Origin of the sequence: Comamonas sp. A23 (assembly GCF_004522605.1) — a bacterium.
Taxonomy (GTDB): Bacteria; Pseudomonadota; Gammaproteobacteria; order Burkholderiales; family Burkholderiaceae_C; genus Comamonas; species Comamonas thiooxydans.
Window position 1 is genome coordinate 664,506 of sequence record NZ_RSDT01000002.1, and the last position, 15,722, is coordinate 680,227.

Consider the following 15,722-nt stretch of genomic DNA (forward strand, 5'->3'; position numbering starts at 1 on the left):
ACCAATAAATAGCAAATTTCAGCTGGAGCGTTTTCATGCAAGCACTAAAACAGGGCGCGGATGCCCTGTTCATTCTGATGGGCGCCGTCATGGTCCTGGCCATGCACGCCGGTTTCGCCTTCCTGGAACTGGGCACCGTGCGCCGCAAGAACCAGGTCAATGCCCTGGTCAAGATCCTGGTCGACTTCTCGGTCTCCACCGTGGTCTATTTCGCTCTCGGCTATGGCGTGGCCTACGGCACGCACTTTTTCGTGGGCGCCGAGCAGCTCGCTGCGCTCAACGGCTACGGCCTGGTCAAGTTCTTCTTTCTGCTGACCTTTGCCGCCGCCATTCCCGCCATCATCTCGGGCGGCATCGCCGAGCGCGCCAAGTTCTGGCCCCAGCTGATCGCCACGGCCATGATCGTGGGCCTGATCTATCCCTTCTTCGAGGGCATTGCCTGGAACCAGCATTTCGGCGTCCAGGCCTGGATCAAGGCGCTGACCGGTGCCGAGTTCCATGACTTTGCCGGCAGCGTGGTGGTCCACGCCGTGGGCGGCTGGATCGCCCTGGGAGCCGTGCTGCTGCTGGGCCCGCGCCGCAACCGTTACCGCCAGGGCGGAGCGATTGCCGCCACACCGCCCTCCAGCATCCCTTTTCTGGCGCTGGGCGCCTGGATTCTGATCGTGGGCTGGTTTGGCTTCAATGTGATGAGTGCCCAGAGTCTGGACAAGATCTCCGGCCTGGTCGCTGTGAATTCGCTGATGGCCATGGTGGGCGGCACGCTGGCAGCCCTGGCAGTGGGCAAAAACGACCCGGGTTTTGTGCACAACGGCCCGCTGGCCGGTCTGGTCGCCGTCTGCGCGGGCTCGGATCTGATGCATCCGCTGGGGGCACTGGTCGTGGGGGCTGCCGCAGGCGCCATCTTTGTCTTCATGTTCACGCTGACGCAGAACAAATGGAAGATCGACGACGTGCTGGGCGTGTGGCCGCTACACGGTCTGTGCGGCGCCTGGGGCGGCATTGCGGCCGGCATCTTCGGCACGCAGGCGCTGGGCGGGCTTGGCGGCGTGCATCCGCTGGCCCAGCTCATAGGCACGCTGATGGGCGTGGCCTGGGCCGCGCTGGGCGGTCTGCTGGTCTACGGCCTGCTCAAGAAAACCATGGGGCTGCGTCTGAGCCAGGAGCAGGAGTTCGACGGGGCCGATCTGTCCATACACCACATCAGTGCCACGCCCGAGCGCGAAGCCAACTGGTGAGGGCCAGGCGGCCTGCGTATCATCGGAGCTTGTCTGCACATCCGCTTAAAGCCGTACCGCCATGGCCATGACCCTGAACGACAAGCTCGTCGTCGCCATCTCCTCGCGAGCCCTGTTCGATTTCGAGGAGGAAAACCGCCTCTTCGAGGACAGCGACCCGGCGACCTATCTGCGCCTGCAGCGCGAGCGGCTGAATGTGCCTGCCGCGCCCGGCGTGGCCTTCTCGCTGGTCAAGAAGCTGCTGGCCTTCAACACCGAGGCACAGCAGCATGTGGAAGTGGTGCTGCTCTCGCGCAACGACCCCGTCAGCGGCATGCGCGTCTTCCGCTCTGCCCAGGCCCACGGCCTGCACTCCATACAGCGCGGCGTGTTCACCCAAGGACGCGACCCCTTCGGCTATCTGCGCCCGCTGGGAGCCCAGCTGTTTCTGTCGGCGAATGCCGACGACGTGACCCAGGCACTGCAGCTGGGCTACCCGGCCGCCCATGTGTTCACCGACTCCATGCGTGCCAGCAGCAGCCATCCCCGCGAAGTGCGCATCGCTTTCGACGGCGATGCCGTGCTGTTCTCCGACGAGGCCGAGCGCATCTTCCAGGCCCAGGGCCTGGAGGCTTTCCAGCAGCATGAGCTGGAGAAAGCCGCCCAGCCGCTGCCCGAAGGCCCGTTCAAGCCGCTGCTGGCTGCCCTGCACCGGCTGCAGCAGGCCGATGTGGCCGGCATGCGCGTGCGCACGGCCCTGGTCACGGCGCGCAGCGCCCCGGCCCATGAACGCGCGCTCAATACGCTGATGGACTGGAAGATCGATGTCGATGAAGCCATGTTCCTCGGCGGACTGGCCAAGGGCGGGTTTCTGCGCGAGTTCGAGCCCGATTTCTTCTTCGACGACCAGACCGGCCATGTGCGCAATGCAGCCGGGCATGTTCCCTCGGGCCATGTGCGCAGCGGCATTGCCCACGACAAGGCGGCGCTGCCTACGTAAAGCTTGGCAAAGTCCGGCAAGCGAATGCAAAACTTTGAAAGTGCGGCGGGACGGAGCTTGAGAATGCCGTCATGGCCCTCATCTGTACCGCTATGTCAAAAGCCAAGAACCACCCCATCGTCGCGCGCAGCAGCTCGGTCATGAAGACCGCCATGGGCGTGCTGCTGACCAGCGCCGTGCTGCTGCTGCCCACGGTGCGCGCCGAGGAAATCGCCAGCGACAAGGTGGCGGAAAGACAGGGAACCCAGCTCTCCAAGGGCGAGATCAAGGCCCAGCAGCAGTTCAAGATGCTGGACTTCAATCAGGATGGCAAGCTCAGCCGCAAGGAAGTGGCCATCATCCCCAAGCTGGCCGCCGCCTTTGACGAAACCGACACCAACAAGGACGGCTTTGTCACCTATGAGGAAGTGCGCGCCTTTGCCGTCAAATACCGGGCAGCGCGTGAAAAGGCCAAGGCCGCGGAAGCCGTGGCAGCTGCACCAGCCAAGGACGATGCTCACAAATCAGAAGCTGACAGCGCTGATCCTGAAAGCAAATAAGATATAAAAATAGCTGAAGCGCTTGAATATCAAGCGCAATCAGCTCTCAAAAAAAGCAATCACTTACTTGGCGTTGCCGCTGCGCTTTATCCGGGGCTCGGAATAAGTCAGCGGCTCATTGCGCGCCTGCTGCTTGCTCTGCAGCAGATCTTCCGACTTGCTGGTTTCCTGCGCCTGCTCCACCGCCTGGGCGCTGGCGCGCCACATGGACTGGATGAACTCGATCAGTTGCTTGGAGATCGGCTCCTTGGGCGGCTCCTCGACCTCCTCCTTTTGCTTGACCTCCTCGGCCAGCGTCCAGTCGCGGTTCTCGGTATCGGGAGCCGAGGGCTTCTCGGGCTCACGCACCGTGCGGCCCTCGCCGATCTTGTCCACCGACTCCGTCGCATTCACCGCATTCACGGGGCGCACCGGCGCGGCGCCAGAGGCGCCTGTGGAATACAAATCCGCACCCTGGGTACGCCAGGGCGTCTGTGTCCGGTCTAGAGGTGGAATTTGCATGGCTTGGCCCTCGGCAGTAAAAAGGTGCAGGCGGAAAATCAGCTATCTCGCCCTGTTATCGGCCACGCTTGAGAAAACTGTAGGATTATTTTCAATCCTATTTTGATAGCTATTAGCCTATATATATCAAGCGCCACTGCGCAATTTGATACAAAAAAGGGCCTCGCGATTATGCGAGGCCCTTGAAATAGTCGCGCTGCGCGGCTTACAGAAAGCGCTCCAGCAGCTTGCGCGAATGCCGGTCCAGCTTGCTGCTGTCGGGAATCCGATATTGCACGCCATCCTGGCCCGTGATCTGCAGTCGGGTGCGCCCGGCCAGCTTGCGAATGTCTTCCTCGGCCTTGAGCACCATCTGCGTCAGGCCGCGATCCGTCTGCAGCTCCCAGGTGCTGGGGGTGGAAAAACTCGAGACCTTGAGAATGCGCTCTATGGTCGGCACGAACTCCCGCACTGCCAGGTCCTGCTCGATCAGCTGACGATGCTCGGGCTGCAGGTCTGCCATGCGGGCCACCCACAGCGCTTCCTTGCCATCGGCGGCGATCAGCGACAGCCCTTCGGCAGGCGCGGCAATCGGAAATGCACGCACGGGAACGACGGCTTCGTAGACCAGGCCGTTGCCCAGGGTCAGCACCAGACGGCCATGGGCGTTGCGCTCCAGCTGCATGCCGCTCAGATTGGATTGGGGAGCTTCGATCATTGTGTTTCCTTGGTCTGCAGCTTGAGGCCGGCCGCTTGCGCATCCTCTTCGGCACGGCGTGCCTGGGCGTCGTACAGGCGGAAGTAATGGCCCTTGAGATCCATCAGCTCGTCGTGCGGGCCGACTTCGACGATTTCGCCGCGATCCATGACCACCAGACGGTCGGCCTTGCGCAAGGTGGACAGACGGTGGGCAATGGCGATCGTGGTGCGCCCCTGAACCAGATTGTCCAGCGCCTTCTGGATCTCCTTTTCGGTCTCGGTATCCACGGCCGAGGTGGCTTCGTCGAGGATAAGGATGCGCGGATCGATCAGCAGCGCACGCGCGATGGAGATACGCTGGCGCTCGCCACCCGACAGGCCCTGGCCGCGCTCGCCGACCAGGGAGTCATAGCCGTGGGGCAGGCGCAGGATGAACTCGTGGGCATGGGCGGCACGCGCCGCGGCCACGATTTCCTCGCGCGTGGCATCGGGCTTGCCGTAGGCGATGTTCTCGGCAATCGTACCGAAGAACAGGAAGGGCTCCTGCAGCACCAGGCCGATATTGCTGCGGTAGTCGGACACGGACATGCGGCGCACGTCCACGCCGTCGAGCTGGATGGAGCCCTCGGATACGTCGTAGAAGCGGCAGATCAGATTGACCAGGGTGCTCTTGCCCGAGCCGCTGTGGCCGACCAGTCCGATCATCTCGCCGGGCTTGATCTCCAGGTTCAGATGCTTGATGACGGCACGGCTGCCGTAGCGAAAGCCCACATCCTCCATGGTGATGGCACCCTTGGCCTTGCCGGGCAGCTTCACGGGGTTGCTGGGCTCGGGCACATTGCTGACATGGTCGAGGATGTCGAAGATGCGCTTGGCACCGGCAGCAGCCTTCTGCGTGACCGAGACAATGCGGCTCATCGAATCCAGGCGGGTATAGAAACGGCCGATATAGGCGATGAAGGCGGTCAGCACACCGACCGTGATGGAGCCGCCGGCCACCAGATAGATGCCGAAGCCCCAGACCACCAGAATGCCGACCTCGGTCAGCAGCGTCACCGTGGGGGTGAACAGCGACCAGGTCTTGTTGACCTTGTCGTTGGCCTGGAGATTGATCAGATTGGCGTCGGCAAAGCGGTCGGCTTCACGCTTTTCCTGTGCGAAGGCCTTGACCACGCGGATGCCGGGAATGGTGTCGGCCAGCACATTGGTCACCTCGGACCAGACGCGGTCTATCTTCTCGAAGCCCGTGCGCAGGCGGTCGCGCACGGTGTGGATCATCCAGGCGATGAAGGGCAGCGGCACCAGCGTGACCAGCGCCAGCCAGGGGTTGATGGAGAACAGGATGGCCGATGTCATCACGATCATCAGCACATCGGTTGCAAAATCAAGTGCGTTGAGCGACAGAAACAGATTGATGCGATCGGTTTCGGCACCGATGCGCGCCATCAGATCCCCCGTGCGCTTGCTGCCGTAGTAATCCACCGACAGGTTCAGCAAGTGGTTGTAGGTGGTGGTGCGCAGATTGGAGCCTATGCGCTCGGACACCTTGGCCAGCACGAAAGTACGTGCCCAGCCCAATGCCCAGGCAAGCAGCGCCGACAGCAGCAGCATGCCCAGATAGAAGAAAACCAGATCCCGGTCGATTTTTTCACCGTTCTGGAACGGAATCAGTATCTTGTCCATCAGCGGGATGGTCAGATAAGGAGCCACCAACTGGGCCGCCGTGGTGGCCAGGGTCAGCAAGAAGCCCAGCAGCAGCTGGCCCTGATAAGGTTTGGCAAAACGCCACAGGCGCAGCAGCACCCAGGTGGAGGTCTGGGGCGCCTGCTGGCGTGCGCAGGCCGGGCATTCCTCGGTATCGGGCGGCAGCACCGAGTGGCAGACCGGGCAATGCGGGACATCCTCATCGCTGACCGCGCTATAGGCCTCCTGACGGGCGATGCGCTCGCGCTGGCGGTCGAACTGCTGCATCAGCTGCAGCATGGAGGTCTGATGCTTCAGCGTGATCAGCCACTGTGCAAGACGCGCGCTCCTGTCATGCAGTTCCAGGTTGCCCACACCGCCATGATCCTGCAGGCGCAGGCTTTGATCTACCGCCAGGGCCCATTCACGCCACTGCTGGGTCTTGGGATCGCAGGCCAGCAGACGCTCCTGGGTCAGGGCCAGAAGGCCGCTGCCGAACTGCAAATCCGCACTCAGGTCAACCGGGACGACGGCTAATACGTTTTCATGTTCAGCGAGTCTTGCTCGCAGCTCGCCCCCCAGGGGGCCGGCAAAGACTGCCGAGGCGTCCACAGTATGGTGATGTTGCATGTTGAGTTATTTTTCTCCGCCGATGGCGGCTCCAAGAGTCATGCGGGCAACCGCATCGGCATGGTGAATATGGCTGCGCCTGACGTCCGATATATCCTGGTTAACGCGCGAACCTGCATTTAGGCTGACAAGCTTCACAATGCAGATTCTGGGCGCACAATGCCAACCTATCAGGGGCAGGAGTTTAAGAAAACCTGCTCTCCTCATTCCTATCCGCTGATCAACATGGCGAAATTCAACGACATCCAACTCTTGCGCACAACTTTCCTGCGTGGCCCCAGTGTCTGGACCTACCGCCCGGTACTGGAGGTCTGGCTGGATCTGGGAGAGCTGGAAGACTATCCGTCCAACAAGATCCCCGGCCTCAACGAGCGCCTGACCAGCTGGCTGCCCGATCTGATCGAGCACACCTGCGGCGTCGGTGAACGCGGCGGCTTCATCCAGCGCCTGGAAGGCGGCACCTGGATGGGTCATGTGATGGAGCATGTCATCATCGAGCTGCTGAACCTGGCCGGCATGCCCGCAGAATTCGGTCAGACCCGCGAAATTTCCAGGCGCGGCGTGTACCGCATGGTGTTCCGCTGCCCCGAAGAGGCCGTGGCCCGCGTGGCTCTGGAATATGGGCACAAGCTGCTGATGGCGGCCATCAATGACGAGCCGTTCGACCTCAAGCCCGCCGTACATGCCATCAAGACGGCCATCAACGACCGCTACCTGGGCCCCTCGACCGGCTGCATCGTCGATGCCGCCAGCGAGCGCCGCATTCCCCATATCCGCCTCAACGACGGCAACCTGGTGCAGCTCGGTTATGGCGCGGCACAGCGCCGCATCTGGACCGCAGAGTCCGACCAGACCAGCGCCATCGCCGAAGGCATTGCCCAGGACAAGGACTTCACCAAGCGCCTGCTGGCCGCCTGCGGCGTGCCCGTGCCCGAAGGCCAGATCGTGGCATCGCCCGAAGAAGCCTGGGAAGTGGCGCAGGACATCGGCTTTCCCGTGACCGTCAAGCCCTCGGACGGCAACCATGCCCGTGGCGTGACCCTGGAGCTGTCCAAGGAAGCAGACATCAAGGCCGCGTTTGCACTGGCCCAGCCCGAAGGCTCGGACGTGATCGTCGAAAAATTCATCGACGGCGTGGAGCACCGCCTGCTGGTCGTGGGCGGCAAGGTGGTGGCCGCGACCAAGGGCGAGACGGTTTCCGTCTACGGCAATGGCAATGCCACGCTGCGTGAGCTGGTGGAAGTGCTGAACCAGGACCCACGCCGCGGCCCCGAGCAGGAATACCCGCTGGACTGGATCAATCTGGAAGCCGGTGCCGTCAAGCTGGAACTCAATCGCCAGCATGTGACGCCCGACAGCGTGATTCCCCAGGGTCAGGGCGTGCTGCTGCAGCGCAACGGCAATATGGCCATCGACTGCCTCGACGACGTGCACCCCGACGTGGCTTACTACGCCGTGCTGGCCGCCAAGATCGTCGGCCTGGACATTGCCGGCATGGACATGATCCTCAAGGATGTCTCCAAGCCCATGCAGGGCCAGGGAGCAATTCTGGAAGTCAACGCCGGCCCCGGCCTGTTGATGCACCTCAAGCCCACCAGCGGCGCACCGCGCCCCGTGGGCATGGCGATTGCCGACCATCTCTTCCCCCGCGAAGACGGTGCCGGCGCCGGTCGCATCCCCGTGGTCGGCATTGTGGGCACACGCAACAACGCCTTCATTTCGCGCCTGGTCGGCTGGCTGCTGCAGCTGTCGGGCAAGCTGACCGGCGTGGCCAGCAGCGAAGGCATGTTCCTCGCCAATCGCCATACGCAAAAGACCAATACCGCCAACTGGGCCGGAGCCCATCGTCTGCTGACCAACCGTCTGGCCGAAGCCGCCGTCATCCAGACCACGGCCCGTTCCATTCTGGAAGAAGGCCTGGCCTATGACCGCTGCCTGGTCGGCGTGGTCACCGACATGGACGGCTACGAGCAACTGGCCGATCACGATGTGCTGGAGCCCGGCCAGATGCGCCGCGTGATGCGCACCCAGATCGACGTGGTGCTGGACGAAGGCGCGGGCGTGCTCAACGCCGACCTGCCCGAAGTGGCCGATCTGGCCGAGCTCTGCGACGGTGAAGTCATTCTGTACGCCACCGGCGCCGAGAATGAATTTGTCGCCGCCCACCGCGCCAACACCGAAGCCCGTCATGAAGGCGGCCGCGCCGTCTTCCTCAAGGGCAACAACGTGGTGCTGGCCACCGGCACGCAGGAACGTGTGCTGGGCACGCTGGAAGCGCTGTCCCTGGCCGGCGGCAAGCGCCCCGACACCAGCGCGCTGCTGGCTGCGATTGCCTCCGCCTGGGCGCTGGACATCACACCCGAGCTGATCGGCGCCGGCATCAAGACCTTTGAATACCAGGCTTGATTGCCCCATAAAACGCTTCAACAGATATAGCTGCTGACGCTTTCCTCACAAGCGTCAGACCAAGAAAAAGCTTGAAATTCAGCTGAAAGAAACACTATGCAGATCACTCGCAACCGAGCCTTGCGCGGCCCCAACCTCTGGACCCGCAGCACAGCCATCGAAGCCATCGTGCACTGCGAAGACAGCGAGCTGCTGTACACCGCCATGCCCGGCTTTGAAGAAAAGCTGCGCGCGCGTTTCCCCACCATCGGTACGCTGCAGCCGCATGGCGCAGACCAGCGCCTGTCGCTGGCCCATGTGCTGGAAGTTGCCGCCCTGTCGCTGCAGGCCCAGGCTGGCTGCCCCGTCACCTTCAGCCGCACCCACGAGACCGTGGAGCACGGCACCTTCCAGGTGGTGGTCGAGTACACCGAAGAATCCGTGGGCAAGCTGGCCATGGAGCGTGCCGAAGCCCTGATTCAGGCGGCATTGAACGACACGCCCTTTGACGCCGACGCCACGATTGCCGAGCTGCGCGAGCTGGACGAGGACGACCGCATCGGCCCCTCGACCGGCGCCATCGTCGATGCCGCCGTGGCACGCGGCATTCCCTTCCGTCGCCTGACCACCGGTTCGCTGGTGCAGCTGGGCTGGGGTTCGCGTGCGCGCCGCTTCCAGGCCGCCGAGATCGACTCCACCAGTGCCGTGGCCGAATCCATTGCGCAGGACAAGGATCTGACCAAGCGCCTGCTGCATGCAGCCGGCGTGCCCGTGCCCATGGGCCGTCCCGTCACCGACGTGGAAGACGCCTGGGCCGTGGCCCAGGAAGTGGGTCTGCCCGTGGTGGTCAAACCCCAGGACGGCAACCAGGGCAAGGGCGTGGTGGTGAACATCACCACCCGCGAAGGCCTGGAGGCCGCTTACAAGACCGCCAGCGAATTTGGCGACGAGATCCTCGTCGAGCGCTTTTTGCCCGGCCATGACTTCCGCATGCTGGTCGTCGGCGGCCAGCTGGTCGCTGCCGCCCGCCGCGAGCCTCCCCAGGTGCTGGGCGACGGCCAGCACACCATCCGCGAGCTGGTGAACATCGTCAACCAGGACCCGCGCCGCGGCTCCGGCCACGGCACGGCACTGACCAAGGTGCGGCTGGACGATATCGCCATCGCCCGCATCGCCAGCGAAGGCCTGACGCCTGACAGCGTGCCCGCCCAGGGCCAACGCGTGGTGCTGCGCAACAACGCCAATCTGTCCACCGGCGGCAGCGCTACCGATGTGACCGATGATGTGCATCCCGAAATCGCCGCGCGCGCCATCGAGGCCGCACAGACCATAGGCCTGCATATCTGCGGCGTGGACGTGGTCTGCGAAACCATGCTCAAGCCTCTGGAAGAGCAAAGTGGCGGCATCGTGGAAGTCAACGCCGCCCCCGGCCTGCGCATGCACCTGGCGCCCTCCTTCGGCCGTCCCCGCAATGTGGGCGTGCCCATGGTGGACGAGCTGTTCGCGCCCGGCGACGACGGCCGCATCCCCCTGGTCGCCGTCACCGGCACCAACGGCAAGACCACGACCACGCGCGTGATCGCTCACCTGTTCACCTCGCATGGCTGGCGCACTGCCATGACCAACACCGATGGCGTGTACGTCAACGGCCGCCAGATCGACAGCGGCGACTGCTCGGGCCCCAAGAGTGCGCGCAACGCCCTGGCCCACCCCGAGACCGATGCGGCCGTGCTGGAATGCGCACGCGGCGGCATCTTGCGTGAAGGCCTGGGCTTTGACCGCTGCCAGGTCGCCGTGGTCACCAATGTGGGCGAAGGCGACCACCTGGGCCTGAACTTCATCACCACCAAGGAAGATGTCAGCGTTCTCAAGCGCGTCATCGTGCAGAACGTGGCTTCCACGGGCTATGCCGTGCTCAATGCCGCCGATCCACTGGTCGCGGCCATGGCCCATGTCTGCCCCGGCAAGGTCATCTTCTTTGCCGCCGACCGCCACCACCCCGTCATGGCCACGCACCGTGCCCAGGGCAGCCGCGTGGTCTATGTCGATGGCGACGCCATCGTGGCCGCAGAAGGTTCCTGGCGCGAGAGCATCGCGCTGCGCGACATTCCGCTGACCCGTAACGGCACCATCACCTTCCAGGTGGAAAACGTCATGGCCTCCATCGGCGCCGCATGGGCCGCAGGCCTGCCCTGGCAGACCATCCGTCGCGGTCTGGCAGGCTTCCTCAATGACAGCGACAACGCCCCTGCCCGCTTCAATGTGATGGATTACAAGGGCGCCACCATCATTGCCGACTACGGCCACAACCCCGACGCCATCCGCGCGCTGTCGCAGGCCGTGGAAGCCATGCCCGCCAAACGCCGCAGCGTGGTGATCTCGGGCGCCGGCGATCGCCGCGACCAGGACATCACCGAACAGACCCAGATCCTGGGCAAGGTGTTCGATGATGTGGTGCTCTATCAAGATGCCTGCCAGCGTGGCCGCGTGGATGGAGAAGTGCTGGCCCTGCTGAAAAAGGGCCTGGAAGGCGCTCCGCGCACCAGCTACAGCACAGAGATCCATGGCGAGTTCCTTGCCATCGACCATGCCCTGGCGCGCCTGCAGCCCGGCGACCTGTGCCTGGTGCTGGTGGATCAGGTGGAAGAAGCTCTGGAGCATCTGCGCAAGCATGTGAATGGACAGTGACCCCCTGAGGCGCTGACGCGCCTTCCCCCTGAGGGGGACGACGGCCTCGCCGCGAGGCGGCGCGGCCGGCCAGGCTCTTGCTTGCCATCTCTCGCTTGAGCGAGTGCCTATATTCCAGCCCAGGAGCCGTGCATGAACCCTCGGCACCTCCATACAGAACCCGGCCTTGCGCCGGGTTCTGTATTTGAAGTCACAGCACTTTGCACCTGCGGCAGGGCTTGCGCGGCGGTTTTCACGCATGCTCTGAGGCGGCGGACGACGTATGATGCGCACGCATATCAGCACCGCCCACCCATGACCTTGCAACAGCTTCGCCGCATTGCCACCTGCCTGCTGGGCCGGTGCGTGCTGGCATGGATGGCACTGTCCATGGGGGTGGCGGCAGCCGCGCCGCTGATCCAGTCTCAGGGGTTTGAGCTGATCTGCACCAGCACCGGCGCGGTCAAGCTGATCGTCAAGGGCGAAGACGGCGGCAGTGCCCTGGGTGCGGGCCACCTTGATTGCCCCATGTGCCTGCCCCATGCAGCACCGCCTCCGCCCGCGCTGCAGCTGCCGCCGCCTACCGAGTCGCCGCTGTGGCATGCGCTGCAGCCCGTGGAGCGGGCGCGCATCGCCTCACTCACCGCAGCCCCCCTGCCTGCGCGCGGGCCGCCCCCCGCTTACCTTTGAACCATTTCGGGCTCTAGCGCAGTTCCGATCTGCGCCGGCCGCTATCAGATTCATAGGGACGACCACGTCCCAAGGTAAGCATTCATGAAACAGATTTTTCTGCCACTGGTTGTCAGTGGTATCGCATGGCCGTGCCTGGCCCAGACCTCAACCGACTCCGCCGACCTGCCTGAGCGCTCCAAGACCCTGGGCGTGGTCACCGTCAACGGCGGCCAGCCCAGCTCGCTGCCCACGCAGATTCCGACCACCATCGAAGGCATCACGCGCGAGGAGATAGAGACCCGCATCAATGCCACCGACAGCGAGGATGCCCTCAAATATCTGCCCAGCCTGCTGGTGCGCAAGCGCTATATCGGCGACTACAACCACGCCATCCTCTCCACGCGGGCCTCGGGCACGGGCAATAGCGCGCGCTCGGCCGTCTATGCCGACGGCATTCTGCTGTCCAACTATCTGGGCAATGGCATTGCCAACGGCAGCAACTATGCGCCGCGCTGGGGCCTGGTGACGCCCGAGGAGATCGAACGCGTCGATGTCATGTACGGCCCGTTCTCGGCCGCCTACCCCGGCAACTCCGCCGGTGCCGTGGTGGACTATGTGACGCGCATGCCCGACAAGCTCGAAGCCCATGTGGCCGCCGGCTATGCCCACCAGAGCGCCGACGTGCTGGGCAGCAGCGGCCATTACCGCAGCTGGAATACCAGCGCCTCCATCGGCAGCAGAAGCGGCGACTGGTCGTACTGGATCAATCTGAGCCGCAGCGACAGCCAGGGCCAGCCCATGACCTTCCCCACCGTGCTGCAGTCCGCCGGCGTGGCGGGGGGTGCCGGCACGCCCGTGACCGGGGCGATTGCCGGGCTCAACACCACCAACCAGCCCTGGTACATCCTGGGCGCGGGCACGCAGTACCGCACCCGGCAGGATCACGCCAAGATCAAGCTGGCCTACGACATCACGCCCACGCTGCGCGCCAGCTACACCCTGGGCTGGTGGCAGAACAGCGCCAGAGGCAGCTCCGAGACCTATCTGCGCGGGCCCGACGGTCAGCCGGTCTATAGCGGCAACATCAATATCGACGGCAAGACCTACAAGCTGGCCGACACCGCCTTCGGCCTGAGCCAGGACCAGCAGACCCACACCATGCATGGCGTCTCGCTCAAGAGTCATGCCCAGGGCGAGTTTGACTGGGAGCTCAGCGCCAGCCTCTATGACTACGGCAAGGATCAGCAGCGCGTGCCCGCCGTCGCCCAGCCGGCTGCCAATCTAGGCGGCAAGGGCACGCTGCAGGATCAGGACGGCACGGGCTGGAACACGCTGGCCGCCAAGGGCACATGGCGACAGAACGACATACTGGGCCTGCAGGGCACACATATCGTGGACTTCGGCCTGGGCCGCGATGCCTACAAGCTCAACATCAGCAAATACAACGTGCTGGGCGACTGGCAGTCCGGCCCGGCCAACGAGCAGGCTGTCGTCAGTCAGGTCGGCGGCAGGGCCGAGACCCGCTATGCCTGGGCACAGGACAGCTGGCAGCTGGCCAGGGACTGGAAGGCCGTGCTGGGTCTGCGCTGGGAGGACTGGACGGCCAGCCAGGGCCATACCGCCACGACCAGCAGCCAGCTGAGTTACGCCCAGCGCAGCGAATCGTATTTCTCGCCCAAGGCCGCGCTGGCCTACCAGCTGGCCCGCAACACCACGCTCAAGGCCTCGCTGGGCCGTGCCGTGCGCTTTCCCACCGTGGGCGAGCTGTATGGCGCGACTTCGGGCGGCGCGCTGTCCTTCATCAACGACCCGAATCTGAAACCCGAAAAGTCCTGGACGGGCGAGCTGACGGCCGAGCAAGACCTGGGTAACGGCCTGCTGCGCGCAACCTGGTTCCACGAGCGCACGCGCGATGCGCTTTACAGCCAGCTGATTGCCGGCACCACCATCTCTGCGGTGCAGAACGTGGATCAGGTCCGTACCTCGGGGCTGGAACTGGCTTACTCGGCGCAGTCGGTGTGGATTCGCGGGCTGGACCTGGGCGGCAGCCTGACCTGGGCCAACTCGCGCATCACGGCCAATACCGCCAACCCGGCCAGCGTGGGCAAATGGCAGCCGCGCGTGCCACGCTGGCGCGCCACGGCCTGGGCCACATACAAGCCCGATGAACGCTGGGCCCTGACGGTGGCCGCGCGCTACAGCGGACGCCAGTACTCGAATCTCGACAACAGCGATGTGCATGCCGACACCTATATGGGTGCCAGCCAGTATTTCAGCGTCGATCTGCGGGCCCGCTATCAGATCGACAGACAGCTGTCGGCAGCCTTTGGCATAGACAACGCCAACAATGCCAGGTACTGGAACTTCCATCCCTATCCGCAGAGAAGCTTTAGCGCCTCCCTGCGCTGGGATCTTTAGACACCGGCGGCTTTAGGCCAGCCTGGCCACCAGGCCATGGGTCTTGCGCATCCTGAAAGTGCCCAGGCAGGCCAGCAGCGCCAGGGCCAGTCCCAGCACGCAGGCACCTTGCCAGCCGTCAATGCGCCAGGCGAGAGTCCCCAGGGCCGAGCCCGCCGCCGCGCCCGTGAAATAGCCCGTCATATAGACGGCATTCATGCGGCCGCGCGCTGCGGGCAGCAACTGGGCCACCGTGGCCTGGTTGGTGATGTTCAGGCATTGCAGTCCCAGATCGATCACCACCATGCCCAGCACAAACCAGCCAAGATGCGCTCCGCCCACCCATAGCAACGGCCAGGACAGCAGCAGGGCCAGTGCCCCGATGGCACAGCTCACGCGGCCAAGGCCCTTGTCCACCAGCCGCCCCGCCTGAGTGGCCACCAGGGCTCCCGCCGCGCCGGCCAGACCGATCAAGCCTATCTGACCGTCATCCAGGCCCAGGGGACCGCTGGACAACTGCAGCGCCATGGTAGAGAACAGCACGCTGACCGAGGCGAACGCCAGCGCGCTGACCAGAGTGCGCTGGCGCAGACCCGGCTGACTGCGCAGCAAATGCCACATGCTTCTCAGCACCTGTGGATAACTGACAGGACTGGGGTTGCGCGATGCCGGCAGCGCCCTCCACAGCCACAGCGCCACCACGGCCATCACCAGCGCAGCGCCCTGGTAGACGGCCTGCCAGCCCCAGGCCTCCGAGACCATGCCGGCCACGCTGCGCGCCAGCAAGATGCCCAGCAGCAGACCGCTCATCACCCAGCCCACGGCCCGCCCGCTTTGCCTCGGCTGGGCCAGGGCCGCTGCCATGGGCACCAGCACCTGGGCTGCAACCGAGAACAGACCGGCCATCAGCGTGCCCAGCAGAAACAGATCGAACTGGTCCGCCAGCCCGCACAGCGCCTGCCCCAGGGCAGCCAGCAACATCAGGCTCACGGCCAGGCCGCGGCGCTGCAGCTTGTCGCCCAGCGGGGCCAGCAGCAGCAGGCCTGCCGCATAAGCGACCTGGGCCAGCGTCACGCTGGTCGCAGCCGCCGACTCGCTGACCGAGAAATGACCAGCAATCGAGTGCAGCAGCGGCTGGTTGAAATAATTGCCGCCCGCGCAAAGGCCGCAGGCCAGTGCCATCAGCAACAGGGAGGAAGCGCTCAGACCGGGCGCGGAAACGTTAACCGACATAGATAACAGCCACATCCGGCGGATGCGGCGCTTGCATGGAGCCACCGCCCTAGGGGCCGTCGCAGATCAAAGAGGGAGTTAGCAAGACCGACATGCGCTGTGTCATGCCTGTGGCAGCGT

The 15,722-nt window shown here is 64.4% G+C and carries 11 protein-coding genes; 7 read left to right on the top strand and 4 right to left on the bottom strand.

What is annotated here, in order from left to right:
• The first annotated feature begins 35 nt into the window (after nucleotides 1–35).
• The 3 genes from EIC84_RS07525 (at nucleotide 36) to EIC84_RS07535 (ending at nucleotide 2,756) form a co-directional block, all read left to right on the top strand.
• Nucleotides 36–1,238: an ammonium transporter gene (locus EIC84_RS07525; RefSeq protein WP_003058831.1), complete on the top strand. Its 1,203-nt coding sequence runs from the start codon at nucleotides 36–38 to the stop codon at nucleotides 1,236–1,238.
• A gap of 61 nt (nucleotides 1,239–1,299) precedes the next feature.
• Nucleotides 1,300–2,217 carry a 5'-nucleotidase gene (locus tag EIC84_RS07530; protein WP_003061895.1) on the top strand — a complete coding sequence of 306 codons (918 nt, stop codon included), beginning with the start codon at nucleotides 1,300–1,302 and terminating at the stop codon, nucleotides 2,215–2,217.
• Between the two features lie 71 nt (nucleotides 2,218–2,288).
• The gene (locus EIC84_RS07535) at nucleotides 2,289–2,756 is read left to right on the top strand and encodes an EF-hand domain-containing protein (protein ID WP_003061892.1); all 468 of its coding nucleotides are present in this window, start codon (nucleotides 2,289–2,291) and stop codon (nucleotides 2,754–2,756) included.
• A 63-nt stretch (nucleotides 2,757–2,819) separates the two neighbouring features.
• On the opposite strand, the gene EIC84_RS07540 is transcribed toward EIC84_RS07535, so the two are convergent.
• The 3 genes from EIC84_RS07540 to EIC84_RS07550 all read right to left on the bottom strand — a co-directional run bounded on the left by EIC84_RS07540 (nucleotide 2,820) and on the right by EIC84_RS07550 (nucleotide 6,248).
• On the bottom strand, nucleotides 2,820–3,257 hold the full coding sequence (locus EIC84_RS07540; RefSeq protein ID WP_034361309.1) for a hypothetical protein: 438 nt from the start codon (nucleotides 3,255–3,257) through the stop codon (nucleotides 2,820–2,822).
• Nucleotides 3,258–3,462: 205 nt separating this feature from the next.
• Nucleotides 3,463–3,954 (bottom strand): DUF1854 domain-containing protein, encoded by a 492-nt coding sequence (locus EIC84_RS07545; RefSeq protein ID WP_003061886.1) that lies wholly within the window; start codon nucleotides 3,952–3,954, stop codon nucleotides 3,463–3,465.
• A complete protein-coding gene (locus EIC84_RS07550) occupies nucleotides 3,951–6,248 on the bottom strand; it encodes an ABC transporter ATP-binding protein (RefSeq protein ID WP_034361307.1) in 2,298 nt (765 codons plus the stop codon). Before EIC84_RS07550 ends, EIC84_RS07545 begins: the two co-directional genes overlap by 4 nt.
• Before the next feature lie 225 nt (nucleotides 6,249–6,473).
• On the opposite strand from EIC84_RS07550, the gene cphA (EIC84_RS07555) reads away from it, so the two are divergent.
• The 4 genes from cphA (EIC84_RS07555) (at nucleotide 6,474) to EIC84_RS07570 (ending at nucleotide 14,390) form a co-directional block, all read left to right on the top strand.
• Nucleotides 6,474–8,654, top strand: coding sequence for a cyanophycin synthetase (gene cphA, locus EIC84_RS07555; protein ID WP_034361371.1), 2,181 nt, complete (start codon nucleotides 6,474–6,476; stop codon nucleotides 8,652–8,654).
• A 96-nt stretch (nucleotides 8,655–8,750) separates the two neighbouring features.
• On the top strand, nucleotides 8,751–11,321 hold the full coding sequence (gene cphA / locus EIC84_RS07560; protein WP_003061870.1) for a cyanophycin synthetase: 2,571 nt from the start codon (nucleotides 8,751–8,753) through the stop codon (nucleotides 11,319–11,321).
• Nucleotides 11,322–11,615: 294 nt separating this feature from the next.
• Nucleotides 11,616–11,990 carry a DUF2946 family protein gene (locus EIC84_RS07565; RefSeq protein WP_003061869.1) on the top strand — a complete coding sequence of 125 codons (375 nt, stop codon included), beginning with the start codon at nucleotides 11,616–11,618 and terminating at the stop codon, nucleotides 11,988–11,990.
• A gap of 84 nt (nucleotides 11,991–12,074) precedes the next feature.
• Entirely contained in the window at nucleotides 12,075–14,390 is a 2,316-nt protein-coding gene (locus EIC84_RS07570; RefSeq protein WP_003061866.1) for a TonB-dependent receptor, read from the top strand.
• Nucleotides 14,391–14,402: 12 nt separating this feature from the next.
• Here EIC84_RS07570 and EIC84_RS07575 read toward each other — a convergent pair whose 3' ends face one another.
• Nucleotides 14,403–15,602, bottom strand: a complete 1,200-nt coding sequence (locus EIC84_RS07575; RefSeq protein WP_034361304.1) for an MFS transporter — start codon at nucleotides 15,600–15,602, stop codon at nucleotides 14,403–14,405.
• Between the last annotated feature and the right edge of the window lie 120 nt (nucleotides 15,603–15,722).